This window comes from Trichodesmium erythraeum IMS101, from assembly GCF_000014265.1.
GTDB lineage: Bacteria > Cyanobacteriota > Cyanobacteriia > Cyanobacteriales > Microcoleaceae > Trichodesmium > Trichodesmium erythraeum.
This window is the reverse complement of record NC_008312.1, coordinates 7,187,511-7,204,830: the sequence shown is the minus strand read 5'-3', so window position 1 is coordinate 7,204,830 and position 17,320 is coordinate 7,187,511. Positions and strand designations below refer to the sequence as shown.

General features: G+C 31.2%; 8 protein-coding genes and 2 pseudogenes. 6 read left to right on the top strand and 4 right to left on the bottom strand.

Translation table 11 applies throughout. From position 1 onward, the window contains the following. Positions 1 to 9: 9 nt before the first annotated feature. The 3 genes and pseudogenes from TERY_RS22635 (at position 10) to TERY_RS31445 (ending at position 3,653) form a co-directional block, all read left to right on the top strand. On the top strand, positions 10 to 1,143 hold the full coding sequence (locus tag TERY_RS22635; RefSeq protein ID WP_011613966.1) for a cob(I)yrinic acid a,c-diamide adenosyltransferase: 1,134 nt from the start codon (positions 10 to 12) through the stop codon (positions 1,141 to 1,143). Positions 1,144 to 2,025: 882 nt separating this feature from the next. Further along, positions 2,026 to 2,763: a 4'-phosphopantetheinyl transferase superfamily protein gene (locus TERY_RS22630; protein ID WP_011613965.1), complete on the top strand. Its 738-nt coding sequence runs from the start codon at positions 2,026 to 2,028 to the stop codon at positions 2,761 to 2,763. A gap of 285 nt (positions 2,764 to 3,048) precedes the next feature. Next, positions 3,049 to 3,653 (top strand): annotated as a pseudogene (locus tag TERY_RS31445) (IS630 transposase-related protein). Between the two features lie 195 nt (positions 3,654 to 3,848). Here TERY_RS31445 and TERY_RS22620 read toward each other — a convergent pair. Beyond that, entirely contained in the window at positions 3,849 to 5,204 is a 1,356-nt protein-coding gene (locus tag TERY_RS22620) for a glutamine synthetase family protein (protein WP_011613963.1), read from the bottom strand. 2,878 nt (positions 5,205 to 8,082) lie between these two features. Beyond that, positions 8,083 to 8,349 (bottom strand): hypothetical protein, encoded by a 267-nt coding sequence (locus TERY_RS22615; protein WP_011613962.1) that lies wholly within the window; start codon positions 8,347 to 8,349, stop codon positions 8,083 to 8,085. 565 nt (positions 8,350 to 8,914) lie between these two features. Here TERY_RS22615 and TERY_RS37725 point away from each other — a divergent pair. The 3 genes and pseudogenes from TERY_RS37725 to TERY_RS22605 all read left to right on the top strand — a co-directional run bounded on the left by TERY_RS37725 (position 8,915) and on the right by TERY_RS22605 (position 12,015). Further along, a complete protein-coding gene (locus tag TERY_RS37725; RefSeq protein ID WP_370496146.1) occupies positions 8,915 to 9,202 on the top strand; it encodes a hypothetical protein in 288 nt (95 codons plus the stop codon). 63 nt (positions 9,203 to 9,265) lie between these two features. Beyond that, positions 9,266 to 10,363 (top strand): annotated as a pseudogene (locus TERY_RS22610) (ABC1 kinase family protein). A 614-nt stretch (positions 10,364 to 10,977) separates the two neighbouring features. After that, positions 10,978 to 12,015 (top strand): DNA (cytosine-5-)-methyltransferase, encoded by a 1,038-nt coding sequence (locus TERY_RS22605; protein WP_011613961.1) that lies wholly within the window; start codon positions 10,978 to 10,980, stop codon positions 12,013 to 12,015. Here TERY_RS22605 and TERY_RS22600 read toward each other — a convergent pair. Beyond that, positions 12,012 to 12,713, bottom strand: a complete 702-nt coding sequence (locus tag TERY_RS22600; protein ID WP_011613960.1) for an MAE_28990/MAE_18760 family HEPN-like nuclease — start codon at positions 12,711 to 12,713, stop codon at positions 12,012 to 12,014. The two genes, TERY_RS22605 and TERY_RS22600, sit on opposite strands and share 4 nt — an antisense overlap. After that, positions 12,713 to 13,822, bottom strand: a complete 1,110-nt coding sequence (locus TERY_RS22595) for a GmrSD restriction endonuclease domain-containing protein (protein WP_011613959.1) — start codon at positions 13,820 to 13,822, stop codon at positions 12,713 to 12,715. Before TERY_RS22595 ends, TERY_RS22600 begins: the two co-directional genes overlap by 1 nt. Between the last annotated feature and the right edge of the window lie 3,498 nt (positions 13,823 to 17,320).

Genomic DNA, 17,320 nt, shown 5'->3' with positions numbered 1-17,320 from the left:
ATAACCCTTATGAGAAGAAACGGCATTGGTATACGCACTGCACAACTCATGTCAGAAAGAATTGTGGGGCAAATTCATGTTTACGATGGAGCAAGTAAAGGTAAATCTCAGGCAGCTTTGGGAGTAGTTTTACGTTCTATTGGCCTTGGCATACATTCTGACTCTCCTACTAGAGTATTATTACTGAGATTTCTCAAAGGTCCTGACCGCTCCTATGATGAAGATGCTGCGATAGAAGCACTACAAAAAGGCTTTCCTCATCTGATAGACCAAGTACGCACAGGTCGTTCTGAGTACTTTGGGCCTGAACAAATCACTCAATTTGACCATCAAGAAGCACAACGTGGTTGGGATGTGGTTAAAGGAGCGATCGCTTCTGACCTCTACTCAGTGGTCGTATTAGATGAATTAAACCCTGTTTTGGACTTAGGTTTATTACCAGTGGATGAAGTAATTAATACTATCAAGAACAAACCAGAACAATTAGAAATTATCGCTACAGGTCGTGCAGCTCCTCAAGGTTTGTTGGACATAGCTGACTTACATTCAGAAATGAAACCCCATCAAAATTCCACTGCTCAAAGTCATGGTATAACTGGGATTGAGATTTATACTGGTGCTGGTAAGGGCAAATCTACTAGTGCTTTGGGAAAAGCATTACAGGCAATAGGTCGGGGTATTAGTCAAGACCAGTCTCATAGGGTCTTAATTATACAATGGCTTAAAGGAGGTATTGGTTATACAGAAGATGCAGCGATCGCTGCTTTGCGCCAAAGTTATCCGAATTTAGTAGATCATCAACGTTGTGGTGGAGATGCCATTGTTTGGCGTGGGCAACAAAAAGAAATAGATTTTGTTGAAGCAGAAAGAGGTTGGGAAATAGCTAGGGCTGCTATTGCATCTGGTTTGTATAAGACTATTATTTTAGATGAGCTTAATCCTACTGTAGATTTAGAGTTATTGCCTGTCAAGCCAATAGTTGAAGCTTTATTACGCAAACCAAAAGATACAGAGGTCATTATTACTGGTCGTTGTCTTAACCCGCCTGATTATTTTGATTTAGCTAGTGTTCATTCAGAAGTCTTTTGCCATAAGCATTATGCTAATCATGGAGTGGAATTAAAACCTGGAGTAGATTTTTGAAGAATGAAGGCAGTGCCGGAATAAGCAAGAACTAGGAAGGTAGGTAGGGAAGCAGAAGGTTTGCTAACTACTGATATTTTTTTGCTCTCAACTATTCTCAAAGCAAAATCTTTAACATTTTATCAAGCACCACAACAAAATAGTTGCGCCGAAAAATGGGGTTGCATTTGGTGATCGCCTGTAGTATTGTAAAAATACATCAGGGTTTTCTCGCCAATTTGTATGACTTATTGTTCAACTTAAAAAAATCTTGGCTCTAGGCTGAATCACTGAAAAAAAAGTTATCCATCATTTTCTTAAGCTCTAAAAGATATAGCCGCAGCAGAAAACTTAACAGAATAAGTAAAAATTATTTTCGCAGTTGCACTCAATGCAGAATTTGCTTTAACATTCTATGAAGCTCCCAGTGCCGAATCAAAAAAAGAGGGTTGCATTTAGCAATCACTTGTAGTATTATTAGTTGTAGAGGCTTATTGTACATATGTATGATTTTTTATTCAACGCCAAAAAAGTAACTCTAATAGTTTGATACAGCTAAAGCTGTCGGTGAGATTTTTTTCTAGAATTCCCGATCTGGCTAAGATTTAAGCGCTTTTTTTTTCTAATTCACCATAAACCCAGAAATTACTGAGAAAAAGCTAAATACCATTTTCTTAAGCTCCAGAAAAATAGTCGCCACAGAAAACTTGACAGAACAAGTAAAAAGTATTTTCGCAGTTGCACTCAATGCAGAATTTGCCTCAACATTCTATGAAGCTCCCCGTGCCGAATCAAAAAAGAGGGTTGCATTTAGCAATCAGTTGTAGTAGTCTAGATATAAGGGGGCGTTCGTCTATATACATGATTTTTTATTCAACTAAAAAAAATACATTCCAAAAATAAATGTTACTTGATCAGGCAGAAAAAAAATTCGAGCTATCAGAAAATAACGTTCATATATGGAGTACAAACCTAAAATTATCATCTGATAAAATTGAGGAATTATCAACAATATTATCGCCAGATGAAAAAAATAGAGCCAACAAATTTTATTTTGAAAAAGACAAAAATCGCTTTATAATTGCCAGAGGAACACTCAGAACAATTCTCAGCCGTTACTTAAACATTGAACCAAAAAAACTACAATTTACTTATAGCGATCGCGGCAAACCCTACTTAAAAAATACTTCAATATTATTTAACCTATCCCACTCTCAAGACTTAGCCTTATATGGCATTACCAAAATTAACTTAATAGGAATTGACTTAGAATATATCCGCCCAATGAATGATGCTGTAAATTTAGCAAAACGTTTTTTTTCTCTTCAAGAATACAAGCTTATTAGTCAACTTCCTCCTCAAAAACAACAAGAAACATTTTTTAAAATATGGACTTGCAAAGAAGCTTATTTAAAAGCAACAGGAGATGGACTAGCAGGTCATCTAGAAAAAGTAGAAATTTGTTTAACCCCAGAAAAACCAGTAGAATTTTTTAGTATTAATGGAGATATTGAGGCAGCATCTCATTGGTATTTATATCAATTTATTCCTCAACCCAATTATATAGCTGCCGTAGTAGTAGCAGAGAAAAATCAAAAGTTGAGTTTTTGGCAGATAAATAATACTGACATTGTTTTTTGAAATGCTTATTATCAGAAAATATAGCAATCCCAAATAGGTTAAATAAAACAAAACTTACTCATATAGAATGAGACACAAATACACAAGTATTTAATTATAAATAAAAATTAGATTCAACTAATTTTTAGACTCTAAATTAACTAGAAAATTGAGCTTTATTTTCGTCTATTTTCGAGTTATAGTTGTTTAAATTAAGATTGATAAAAAAATTGAGTAGAATAATTTTAAGTCAACTAGAAACTATTTTTAACCATACCTTACAGTTTATACTTCAGATAAAAAGTCATAAATTTTGTAGAAAATGGTGGTAGGCTTACCGAAGCAGCTCATGTATTTCGGATAGGAATAGCTTCGATATATAGATGGTTATCTCGCACAAAATTGGAAGCAACTAAGGTAAAACGTCGTCGAATAAAATTAGATTGGAAAGAATTAGAAAAAGATGTAAAACCAAATCCAGAGTTTAAATTAGCAGACAGAGCTAAAAAATTTGGAGTTAATCAACCAGCTATATTTTATGCTTTGAAAAAAATGAAATTTCCTTGAAAAAAAACTTCGTTATAGGGAAAGAAATAGAGAAGAAAGAAAAAATATTATCATAAACAAGGAATAAAAATTTAATAGCACCAATTATATTTAAAGGAACCCTAAATGCCGTGGTATTTGAACAATGGTTAGCTCAACATTTATTACCATGATTAAAAATTCCCAGTGTACTAATTATGGAGAATTAACCAATTCATAGAAAAAAGGTTATTAGAGAATTAGTAGAAGCAGGGGGTCATCAATTACTATTTTTGCGAAAATACTCTCCTGATTTAAATGATATAGAACATGATTTTAGTGTATTAAAAAGAGCTAGAATGTATTCACCTATCAATACCTCTTGATTTGGAAATTATGCGTAATTATTATGCCAAATAGTGTCTCATTCTTATTTAAAATAACTATAGACATCCACAGCAATAAATTAAGTAGAGCGATCGCTCAAGAGGTTCAGAATTAAGATTTAGTCCCAGAGGTCTATGATCTCAAAAGCACTGATAATAAAACTTCTGTGATCAGGGATCTTCCCCGACAAAAACTCAATATCTAGACAACAAAATTTTAACCTCCTCTTCTATTTCCATATTCTTCATTTCCTCCCACTCAGCTTGCCGAACAGCAATAAACGCTTGAGCCAACTCAGACCCCAAAGCATTTTTCAGCACATCATTATTATTCAGATGAGCGATCGCCTCTGCCAACGAACTAGGCAAAGCATCTATTCCCCGCGCCTCCCTTTCTGCCTGCATCATATTACCAGGGTCAACCGACACAGGTTCTCCCACATCAAGACCACAGTTAATACCATCCAAACCAGCTACAATAACACTACCCAAAGCCAAATAAGGATTAGCAGAAGCATCAACAGTTTTCAATTCAAAATGAGTAGGAGAAGGGGGAGCAAAATTACTCGGCACCCTCACAGCAGCTTCCCGGTTATCCAACCCCCAAGTACGAAAAGCACCACTCCAAAAATGAGGGCGAATGCGACGATAAGAATTAACACTCGGAGTTGTCAGTGCCATTAAAGCAGGTAAATGTTTGAGAATACCAGCAATGAAACAACGAGCAGTTTTGGAAATTTTCCCTATTTCATCTGAGTCAGGAACAATATTTTGCTCTCCTTCCCAGAGACTTAGATGTAAGTGGCAACCGCTACCTGCTTTGTTAGCAAAAATTTTCGGCAGAAAAGAAGCAGTAAGTCCATATTTGAGAGCTACTCCTCGCACTGTTTCCCGAAAACTTATTTGTCTATCAGCAGCTTGTAAAGCATCGGTATAGCGGATAGAAATTTCCTGTTGACCAGGACCTGACTCTGGATAATACTTTTCCACTTGAATTTTTTGAGCAATGAGAGACTCAGCAATGTCATCAATGACTAGACGGTTAATATCCATTCCGAAGGTAGAGGCAAAAACTGTATTATCTGTGGGGGCAATACCATCAGAAGTAGATTTCAACAGATAGAATTCATTTTCAAAAGCAGCTTTTATTTGTAAACCTACTTTTTCCGCAGTAGCGATCGCTTGTTTGAGAAATCTACGAGGACACAAAGACCAAGGGGAGCCATCTTTAAACATATCACTAACTACACTAGCATGAGTAGGAGCATAGGGTAATATATGGAGGGTAGACCAGTCAGGAACTAACCAAGCTTCTCCCACCGGAGCCAGACCTGTTTCAGGTATTACCACATCAGACATAACTGTAAATGCTTGTTGAGCGACTGTAATGCTAACTCCTGTATCGAAGTGTTCTGGTAATTGGTCAATATGGAATGCTTTGGAGCGGATAATGTTAGCATTGTCACAAAAGAGGATACGAACAAATTTTGTACCTTTTTTTTTGAGATATTTGAAAATGTCTTTTTCTAGGTTTGGTTTTTTATCGCTCATGTTTTTCAAGACTAAGGAATAGGGAACAGTTGTAACTTTGGCTAAGGGATAGGGCAACTCAACAAAAATTTTAGAGTCCGTTTTTTAGCTGTAGCTTTGGTTGAGAGATAGGGGAACCCAATAAAAATTTTGGAGTACATTTTTTAGCGACAGCAGTTTTCATACTCATTGGCCACAGTAATCAAAGCATTCTATGCAATTTCGATACCAGATTTTGCTTTTGATGTAAAGTCATGAATTTTAAAAGCGCTGTAATATAATAAATTTGAAAAGAAAAAATATACTAATCCTCAATGATTTTGAATATAAATGAGATATCGTGAAAAAGTACAATTGTTTAGCATAGCTGATTTGACTACATATCATACTTTCTTTAAATATAATTTAGGACTGCTATATCTGAGTATTAACATTAGGATGTTTTAACTTTTATCCGTAGTGATATATACAGCATCTTTTAGATTTATAAAGTATACTTAAAAAACTAAATTCTTCGCATTAAATAATTATTACTAAATACAGCCGTACATCATTTGCCCGAAATCAGTCTTATGTTGGGTTTCGTTACCTCAACCCAACTTACGAATGCTATCTTTAATGTGATTTCCTAACCTTGCTTGAGAAATATAACTAATGTTTTGATTAATTTTTAGGATATCTTTTAACTTAAGAAGCTATAGAGAATTTTATCCAGTTAACAGTCTTTTTTTTTAGATAATTTCAGCCCAAAATTTATCAAAGCTAAATCTTTATAAGACTAACAGTTTCAAACAATAGGTTGAATGATTAGAAAATTATCATGGTTAAACATATTGTCGAGTTATTATTTATTTAAGCGATCGCTATTCCCTTAACTCAGTTAATTTAGTCTCTTAAAAAGAATATTTGTGTAAAGATATTCATTATTAATAATCAAAATCTCAGTTTTTTATACAAGTAAAATACAATTACCTTTAAGGAAATTCACAAGATCCCTCAATAAATACTAAATATCTTTCGTTTATTTGCCTCAACCCAACCTACAAATACTATAATTAATTCCCTTGTGTAAGTTATATTAAAATTATTTATTTGCCTGAAAAGAATACAGCAGATTTCGGGCAAATGAGGTACAAAGTAAATAATGAAAATTATTTAGTGCAAGCATTTTTCCCCGTAGCTCTGCCTTATAAAAATCGAAATTGCTGTAACTCTAACTTTGAATTTATGAAGTTTTTAACCATCAATATAACTATCAATAACTTTCATAATATTAACTCCTGTTAACTTCACATAATTATCTATATATTTAGCACCAGAAGTAAACAGTAGCAAATTTTTTATATAAATAGGTAACCAAAACTCACTATTAATACTTCAACTTCTGACAATATTTTGAAAATTTACCAGATAATTTTGAATCAGATATTCATAGAAAAACTGTTTTCTAATACTTCTATTCTTATTTTCCTCTCTGTTTCCTGGGTTCAGATCATAGTCAAAATTTGCAGATTTAATATTAATAATTTGGATATAAATTTTGCCCATAATTTTTTTGAGGAAATTATTAAAGCTTTGATTAATTTTTTTAAGAGAGCAGAGTCTATCTTAAACCCAAAATAATGACAAATAAAATATATTATCTTTCACTAGAGATTCTGACCCCAATACATAATGAATGAAACGTTGAAAAAAACTGTCCGATAACAAGAGACCAAACTTCACGTCTAGATAAAATCAATAATTAAAATTTTTCATCATTTGTAATTCTTCAGTATTAAAATCATCCAATATTTCCCAGTAAGAATAAAATCACTCTAGTAAATAACAAACTCTTAGTATATCTCCCTCAATTTTCGATGATTTAGCTAACTCATAAAAGTATTATTTACCAGCCTATCCTCTTGGTCTAGTTTATGTTCTTGGTTAATAACAGCAATTTTTAATTTATATTTATTATATTTGAAGCTAGTTTAGTCGACTAAGTCATCATTTTTTAACTTTTCAATTTGATATAAAGTTTTAGGTAAAACTAAATCTGAAAGCCGCGAGTTTAAGAAGTTATATTTAACCTTAAATAAAATAATTACAGCATCAGGAAAAATATCTTTACCATTGACATGAAAAATATTCCTCAGATCGATTATTGTGTGTTTGTATTTCAAATTAGCAATTATTTATGAGGCAATATACTTACTATTTAGATAAGAAACAAAACATAAATCTGTGTGCTTGAGTAAATCAGTTAAACATGTTCTCTCCCAAACACTATGAAAATTATTAAATTCCCAATTTTGCCATCTTTTGTGTTATCTAATTCTCCAAATAAAAAATTATCAATTGCACAATAAAAATATAAATAATCTATATCTTTTAAAACCGTATATTTATCAATTATTTCTAAAGTATCCCGTAAAGTATCAATAATTGATGGATAATAAGTTTACCTAAATAAAATATATTCATCCCCAATATACTTTTCCCGAAATCTAAATAGCGATGAATTTTACAATAGTCTATAATTTCAGACTTACTCAGACGGGAGATAAGTGCTAATATTTTTAATTTATCGTAATATCTAACATATTATCTAACCCATCAATTTTGTTATAAAAAATACTTTTTAGTACAAACTCCTAAAGTCAAAGGATTAAAATACTGATACGAATATTTTTTTTATCTCCTTAAAAGAGACTGGAGAGCTAATTTTTTTTGGCTCCAAGACAACTTTTAAATTCTAACTTTTAACTTTTTATCAGATGGGAAAACTCACCTAAAGATTATCCTTTACTTTTGACTTACCCCCTTGGGGGAGTTGACTTTTAACTTGCGCGTAGCACTATAAAACTTAAGTTTTGCTAATTAAATAGAATTATCGTGCCAAAAATCAAAATTTATTCTATACCAAAGGATGTTGTATTGGAGTACGACCGTAAGGATGACCTTTATAACTAATTACAATTTGATTAGCTAACCATAGATCTAAACAACGACGCATTAATAAGTAGCGATCGCGCCACAATTCATGACACTTTTCTGTGGATGGGCAGTCAATTACCATTGCTACTCTGGAGCCAACTAACTCCCGCTTTACTTGACAACTGTCTAAGTTAATAGGACTTAAAGATTGAAACCGCTCAATTACTATAGATTCTATGTTATTCATTTTAATCTTAAACTGATTCTAAAGTTAATGTAAAAAACTTTGAGTATTATGTAAAGGATAAATCTGTCTAGATTCTTAATTTCTAATTTGATTTTTGTGACAATGAATACTATTCATCAAGTTAAAAGTCATCTCAGTTATTAATCAATTAGTACAGACTACCCTCAAACCTTATGGGTGGTGGTAGTTAATTTTCATGGTAGTCTATTGTAATTATTTTGGTCAAGGAGAAAAGGTATATACCCGAAGTAGCATTGTTTACATACATCTACCCTGACACGAGGAAGACTACCCTTTTAACTTCATACATCTGAGTGTTCCCTAGCACCACATAACCTTTATAGTTCCAGCTTCCCATCCCACATAGTTAAACCTATAACTACTATCAAAAATATCAAAAATCATTGACAAATCATAAAAAAAGTGGTATAATACATATCTTAAAAATTAAAAAAATATCAGTTTTTTTGTCAAAACTATCCTATACATATAAAAATAATTAAATTTTCTTTAAACCTGAATTAAATATCAACACCACTAGAGGGAGGCCAAGTATTACCTAGCCTTGCATAGCTCTAGTCAAGCAGAAATAGTGGAAAATTTCCTCCGCAATGGTTGGGACTACATAAAAACTCTCGTTACAGGAGGCCAAACTGGTCAACCAGACTTACCAACACTAGCAGTTCTGCGCAATATATTTGTAGATTTAGGCCCAATACATGTAAAACTTGGTCAGCTACTGAGCACCTGTCCAGGCCTATTGCCAACAAAGTACATCAATACATTGTCAAGTTTACAGGCAGATGTACCACCAATATCTTGGTCTGAAGTCGAAACCTTAATTCGTCAATAACTCTCCCAAACTCTAGAAGAAATATTTAGCTACATTAATACTTAATGTGTAGCAGGAGGTTCTATTGCTCAATCTTATAAAGCCACTTTAAAAGACTGCAGGGAAGTAGCTCTCAAAGTTAAACGTCCAGGCATTGATAAAATAGTTGATAAAGATATTGCTTTGCTCAAAGGTCTAGGTGAGTTAGTCTCATTTACAAAATTTGAAAAAAGTTATGATATTCTTTCTGTAGCTCAAGAATTTGGTGATACTTTGCGATAAGAACTGAATTTTATTCAAGAAGGTAGTTATACTGACGAACTACCTCAGAACCTATCCACAAGTAAATGATTTGACTCCAAGCAAATTATGGTTCTGAAAGTATATTGGGCACTAACCACCCCAAAGCTTTTAATTCTGGAATGGCTTCATGATCAACCAATTTTATCGACAAAAGTCAAAGGTGCTAACTATAATGGGGGTATAAATTCAGAAAAGCAAGCACTTTCCCATTTATTATGCCGTGCTTTCTTTCAACAACTTTATTTCAACAGTTTTTTTCAAGTCGACCCCCATCAAAGCAATATATTTTATTTAGAAGATGGGTGTATTGCTCTGCTAGACTGTGGAATACTCAGTCGCTTCGACCCTAAGAGTCAACAGCATTTAACAGAACTACTATTGGGGATCATTGACTTAGATGCTCAAAGGTGTACTCAGTTAACTCTACAAATGGTAGAAGTAGATATTGGCTCAAACTTAGCTAAATTGAAAAATGATTACAGCAAAATATTGCGAAAATATTATAACCTCAGCTTGTCTGAAATCAACCTTTATCAAGTATTTTATGACATATTAAAATTATGTTGTCACAACAAAATTAAATTACCAAGTAATTTAGGTTTATTTTCCAAAACTTTAGCAAACTTAGAAGGGATCGCTCATAGTTTTTATTTCCAACTTAATCTTTTAGATGAGATTAAACCATTAATGACTGATTTATTTTGCCGACAGTTATTAGGGGATGATCTGGTACAAACTTTCTTAAGAACAGCTATTGATCTGAAGAATTTATCTTTAAAGTTCCCTCGCGAGCTAGACTTATTTTTAGATAGACTTACTTCCGAAACATTAAAGTGGAATTTGACTCTACAAGAATTGAACCTTTGCGTCATAGTATAGATAATTCAGCCAATAGATTATCCTTTAGTGTAGTTGTAAGTTAATTAACTATTGTTGTTGCCATTGTAACTATCGGTTCTCAAAGTAGTCAGCTATCTGTATTAAGTGAAGCTTTATTTGCAACAACTAGTTTTCTTAGGTTGTGGTTAATTATTAGTATTCTTCGTTCTGGTCGTTAGTAGGAGTAATATAGATTATTTGGTAGTCCTGTAGATATAATTATATTTATAAGTAAATTCCTTTTACACCCGCAGTGGGAAATTATGGGAATAACTATTGTGAGATTTGGCTTTCAGGAACCTCAATATCAGAAACTTTCTCCAAAGAACTGTAGATGTTGTCAGGAAATTTCTGTAATACTTTTCACTCAGATAAGCTGATCGTTTTTTGAGAATAAACTTTATATTCTCAAGCTTTTCACTCTCAGAAACAAAACTACGAATGTGCCGCTACTTATCAAGCATTTTATGTTGTAAAAATACAGTATGAAAAAATTACTTATGATTGAATGAGGCAGTTTTCTAATTACCTTCCCTCTTATTTGAACTTGAAATTAGTAACTTGATTGAATTATAATTTAAGCCTGACTTATATAAAATCTGTAGAGGTAAATAATGATTGGCATTTCTGCGATAGACTTATTTTGCGGAGCAGGTGGGTTAACTCATGGCTTTGAGAAAGCTGGTCTTCCTGTAAATGTTGGTTATGATATTGATCCCGTATGTAAGTTTCCTTATGAGTATAACAATAAAGCCAAGTTTATACTAAAAAGCGTTGAAGACATTGAGAGTATGGAGCTAGCAAAGCATTTTCCAATATGTCACCTTAAAGTTTTAGCCGGATGCTCTCCATGCCAACCATTTTCTAATTACTCCAAGCGCTACAGAAACAGCTCCTCAAAATGGAAGCTTCTCTATTATTTTGCCCGTCTTATCAAACAATGTATGCCAGATATTGTGACTATGGAAAATGTACCACAGTTGCAACAAAATCAAGTTTTTGAGGAATTTATTACTAAACTCAAAAAGTTCAAATACTTCATCACATTTTATCGTGTTAACTGTCAAGACTACGGTATACCTCAAAATCGTAAACGGTTAGTACTTTTTGCCTCCAAGTTTGGCAATATAGATTTAATTCCCCCAAATTGCGATCAGGATAATTACAAAACTGTACGAAAGACTATTGAGCATCTTGAAGCTCTGAGTGCAGGTCAATCATCGAAAATAGATCCACTTCATCAATGTAGCAAACTTTCAGCACTGAATCTACGTCGTATTCGTGCTTCTAAACCAGGAGGCACTTGGCGAGACTGGCCCAAAAACTTAATAGCTAAATGCCATACTAAGAGTAGTGGTAAATCATATCCATCGGTTTACGGCAGGATGGAATGGGATAGTCCCAGTCCAACTATAACGACTCAGTGCTTTGGTTTTGGTAATGGTCGATTTGGACACCCCGAACAAGATAGAGCCATATCCCTCAGAGAAGCAGCATTGTTGCAAACTTTTCCTCATAAATACCAATTTTTTCCTCCTAATAAATCATTTGTTTTTACAGATATAGGGCGTTTAATTGGGAATGCTGTCCCTGTAAAGTTAGGTCAAGTAGTAGCAAAAAGTATTCTTAAACATGTTCAAGAAATAAGTTAGGGAGTATTTGTTGAGTCTAAGTATTCCTCATTATCTATATATGTTTCAATATTCTCCAATATTCCTTTTAAATATTCGACTATTGTCTTTTTAATTTCTATCAGTTCATCAGCAGTTTTCGACTTTCCTACATCGCCAAAAGGTCTATTTCCATGAGCTAAATCATTTCTATTATTCTTAATTAGAAGTAGATATGAATTTTTATCATTAGTTCTTTTTTTGTCATCTGTTTGCGAATCAAATCCATATTTTTTAGCTGTTTCTCTAATCAATTTACTATCAATATTTCCAGTAAATAGTTCTTCTTTATTAAATCCAATGGAAACAATATCAAGAGATATGTCCTGAATTTTTTCTAAAATTTTATCAGGGTTTCTACCTTTCAGATTAACCAAAATAATTTTCTTTAATTCAGGTCTAATCTTATCAAAAGAAACATCTTTCTCTTGTAGTTCCTGAAAGATTGCTTCTATAGCATTTTTCATAGTAGATTCTATTAAATTGTAAAGTAATAAATAAGCACTTGCTTTTAGAGTATTTTCTAACTCAACGTCTATTTTGTTAGCTTTATTATTTCCTTGAATTTCTTTGATTAATTTTACTTTTCCTTGCTCTAAATCTTGCAAGAAAATAAAATATTTACTTACCTCTTCAGAAAGTTCATTAAAATCTTGAATTACAAATGATATTCTTCCCATTATTTACCTAATAGTTGATCTCTAACATATTCAATACGTCGAATAACTTTCACTCTAGAGTTACTACTATCAGAAGTAGTGTATTTTTTAAACTCTTGGGAATTTAGCCACTCGTCGGTTGATTTTGGTTTAAGATTTTTTTCTTCCCTTAAAGCAAGTGCAACACCTACAGAAATACTTTCAAACCTAATCCGGGGAACTGAGTTATAGTTTTTGCCTTTTTTAAACCCATCAGGGAAATACTTTTCCACAAAATCTAGCATTAACTTAAATTCCTTCTCCATTTTATTCTGGTAAAATTTATTATTCTTATTCTTCTCATCCTGTTCTTTTAAATAATCATTGAGGAATACATTTACTCTGTGTTCAAACTCCTGATATTTATTTAGATATGCGAAAAAACGCAATACAAATTCTTCAGGTTCTCGCCTCCGAATTAGAGCTTCAGAAAACGGACATAGCTCTAGAAATTTGGGATTCTTTGATAATTTATCAATCCAATTTAGAACAGGTCCGCGTTGTATTCCTCTACGTTTTTCCATGTCATTTAAAACAACACTACCAGTATTAATTCTTTCAAACATATCTCGTCGTGCTTCCTCATCCGCTTTCTCTGTTAGTTGAATCATCCTAATGGTACTTCTATTGAAACGTCTTTGACGAGGAAGTGGTAAATCAGTAAAAGTGAAATCATTCAGCTTATCTAATTTTTCTAATCCTCTTAAAGTCAGTTCATTATTAGAAAATTTAGATAGAGTTCGAATGCGTTGCGTACCATCTACTATTTCTAAGCGCCCTAAGTCATTTTCTTGGTCGTAAATATCTGCAACAAATATAGGAGGTACTGGTAATCCTAAAAGTACAGATTCAATAAACTTTGACTGCTCTTTTTCCTGCCAGGCTTCTTCTCTTTGATAATCAGGAATAAATAACTCGTTAGTATCATTTTCTCTTCCTTCCATATATTTCTGAACAAGAACTTCTACTGGATATTCTGTTGTTCGATAATCAATAACTTTTTGCTTTTCCCTAATCTCAGCTTCAGCAGCTTCTTTTTGTTTGTTAGTTATTTGGGGTTTACTATTAGTAGATTTTCGCTTGACTGGCATATTTTTTTTAGTTAGGTTGTTGAATATTTAAAAAAATTATAGCTTGAAATACCTTTGATAAACCAAATATTTAAAATATAGCAATCCTGAATCAGTTTTCAGACTTGATCCTAGGGACTTTTGTCTCCAAACTAAGGGCAAAAATAGCATTTATACAACCAAAGCCCTATAGTTTTTTCACAAATAATTTCATACTGTTATAGTGAGAGATTATTTTGATTTTTAATTAAAATCCCCAAAAATTAGCTAATATATTAATAATTTATAAATTCCTAAATAACCAAAATAAATAATAAATTTTTAACCATTTATCCGAGATATTAATTTTAGGTTAAGTATATTTAAAAGTTTTAAATATAGCACTACGGAAATACCCTAGGGCATTTCTCTGTGGTCTATTTTCTATTCCCTATTCCCTTACAAACCAAACTCCTCAGTACTAAGCAAAAAATCTAGTACTTAAGCATTTTATATTAAACCTAAGAAACTTGAAATTATCACTGTTTAACTATCTCTTAGAAGATATCTATAAATAAAACTATAGTAATTGTAATTAAGTTAGAGATCAAGCTAAATATATAATATTGAGCAGTTAAGGATTTCCTCTTAAGGAATTAATTAAAATATTTAAAGTTAGTATAAAAACTGTTTAAATTTGCTAAATTGATGGACATAACAAAGAATATTAGGACTATATAATCAAAGAATAAAAGGCAGAAAAAATTAAACTTATGAAAAAAAAACAAGTTAAAATCTGGATAAAATTGGAGCCTAAAATACTTAATATAACTAAAAATAAAAATTCAAAATATATAAAATAAAGTAAGTATTCAAGTATCAGCTATTAGCTATCAGCTAGAAAGAGGAATTAGGTTCCAATTATTATTGGAAGCCAGACAGGAAAAAGATGATCAGCTAAACTTAGTAATTTATTAATTTTATGCATCATACTTAGGAAATAAATATGCGCAAATAGACAACAAAAAAATAAAAAAAATTATAAATGAGGTAATAAAGGATGAAAATAAGAAGAATTAAATTTATAATTAATGGGAGTAATAGGTAAAAAAATAGACTATAATCACTAAAAAATAAATAATAAAAAAGTAATTACTTGAATATTTTATATAAAAATTGATTTTATTTAAAGCATTACTTGTTTTATAGATAGCCATTCAAAAAAACAACAATAACTTGTCAGCTTTTTAAGCATAAATAAACAAATAAATAGTAGAAGATTAATAAATTCAAAAAGAAGAATTAATTTATAGAATAGCAAAGGTAAATATTAATATTTAAATATTGATTAATTTTGATAATAATCTATTTTTTATTTTTATTAAAAAACTATATTTTTTATTTTTAAAGTGTAAATTAGTACTAGGAATGTTTTACTGAATAAATTAGATAAATAGAATTTATAAAACTATAAATATTTTGGTTGTCGACATACTCAACAAAATCAAATATAATAGAAATAGGAAATTTATTAAATATCAATCAATTGAAGTAGGAGATGCCTGAATACTGAAAAATATGACTTCAAAAGCTAAAAAAAAGTGCTTGATCACACATCGAACAGAATATGTAATTAATTTTGCTTATGCACTTAATATATGCAATAGTCTATATTGCTTGCTGTTCATACTTTCTCTTTCATATTGAGTGACAAAAAAATCTCTAAGAGAGTCTCTTAAAAATATTTTTTTTTAGAGAATGTTTCGTAGAAAAGTTATATTAATATACCTAGATAGCTTTTATTTTTAGGTATTATTATCGTAGATAAAATAGGTGAAAAAGGGATAGAGTATATTGATAGAAATAAATCCTTTATAGGCCTACTTTAAAGTCAGGCCAATTATTAGTTAAGGTAATTAATATTCAGTTAAATTAATTTAATCCAGGTTCTTAGAATGATTATTTTATTATTAAAAAAACTATGTTTTGTGACGTTTATCCTTTTATCTTTAACTATATTTTTTGAGTATCCTTCTTCATCAAAAAACTATACTAAAAATCAGAAAAAATCAGCTAATGAAAATCAGATATTTACACTTAACAAAACTCCGTCTGTCAAAAAAAATATAAATCAACATTCAAACACATACACGAAAAATGGAATAGTAGTATTTAAAGATGGCTGTATCATCAAAAGCTTGAGATTAAGAAATGGTATGAACCTCAAAATCAAACAAAACTGTAGTTAAGTCAGTCTTAATAAATATATAACTCGTATATATCAGAGGTTTAATACCATTTCTTACCATATATATACTAATCTCATATTGGTCGCAAAAGATATAATAGTAAGAAGAACATATCTAGAAAAAATACAAAAAATAAATATTATAGATGAAGTAGATAATTTTACAAGTCAAACATCGATAGCAAAAAAAATTAAAAGAGTCTTGGCAGTAAAAATTATTTTGTATATAAATCCTTATATAAAGTCAAATAAATATTAAATATTTATAACAGTTTCTAGCGTAAAATTGAAACCCCTAGCACTTTTTATAGGGATAGAAAGTTTAAGAATTTAGCTATCAAGAATAAACATATCACATTAATGCCAGTATAAAAAGATAAAACGATTTATGGGTATTGAGCACAAGTAAATATTTTACACTTGAGACTGAAAAAAACTATTTACATAAATGATACACCTAATATAGTTTGTGATATTTTACAAAGTTATTATAACGACTCTGAAAAATGCGGTTAGAAGTTGAAAAAACTCCCAAAAAGAACGCCAATAAAAATAATTAATTAGTGAAAGCAAAAAAAATTAGACAGGATAAATTGACAAAATAGCAACCAGAAATATAACCCAGAAAGCCTACATTGTTTATGACCTTTGAATGTTATCTAATATAGGGAAACCTTTGAGGTTATGATTGGGGAGCAACAGATAGAAGAATAGAAATTCTACTTCACTAATAAAAAAAAGCCTTACTTATTCTGGTGGCTTAGAATATCAAGCCCAAGAATTTATTGATATTTAAAAGAAGTGGAAATACTGAAAATACCATGAAAAATATTGAAATATTTACAGCATCCAAGGCAGAGAAAAAGATGAGCAATATTTCGGGATAGAGCCAATGATCATAATTTGACAGAATTTCGATAAGATTTAATAACAAAAAAATAGCTGAAAAATCCAAAGTAGAATGGTAGATAAATTGTACAAAATTTGCTCCTAATGCCTCAGAGCAAAACCTCGTTGAAGATACTTGGTAACCAGCCCAAAATTGCATAAGACAACTTGATTATCCTTGCAGTTCTTTTAGAATAGTTAAGTTATTTTAAGTTCTTTGTGCTCTTGTCAAATATTCAACTTTCCCCAACTTTTTCAGTATGGAATTTTGCCACAACAAATAGGCAGAATAATATATTTTGATAATTATATAATTACTTCAACATTCAATCTCCCCATCTCCTCCAACTATAATCAAAAGTATTCAACCAGATTTGATATGATAACTAATAACTAATAACTAA

Coding starts and splice junctions, on each gene's coding strand:
- TERY_RS22635 (WP_011613966.1), top strand. CDS start 10: ATGAGAAGAAACGGCATTGGTATACGCACTGCACAACTCATGTCAGAA.
- TERY_RS22630 (WP_011613965.1), top strand. CDS start 2,026: ATGTTACTTGATCAGGCAGAAAAAAAATTCGAGCTATCAGAAAATAAC.
- TERY_RS22620 (WP_011613963.1), bottom strand. CDS start 5,204: ATGAGCGATAAAAAACCAAACCTAGAAAAAGACATTTTCAAATATCTC.
- TERY_RS22615 (WP_011613962.1), bottom strand. CDS start 8,349: ATGAATAACATAGAATCTATAGTAATTGAGCGGTTTCAATCTTTAAGT.
- TERY_RS22605 (WP_011613961.1), top strand. CDS start 10,978: ATGATTGGCATTTCTGCGATAGACTTATTTTGCGGAGCAGGTGGGTTA.
- TERY_RS22600 (WP_011613960.1), bottom strand. CDS start 12,713: ATGGGAAGAATATCATTTGTAATTCAAGATTTTAATGAACTTTCTGAA.
- TERY_RS22595 (WP_011613959.1), bottom strand. CDS start 13,822: ATGCCAGTCAAGCGAAAATCTACTAATAGTAAACCCCAAATAACTAAC.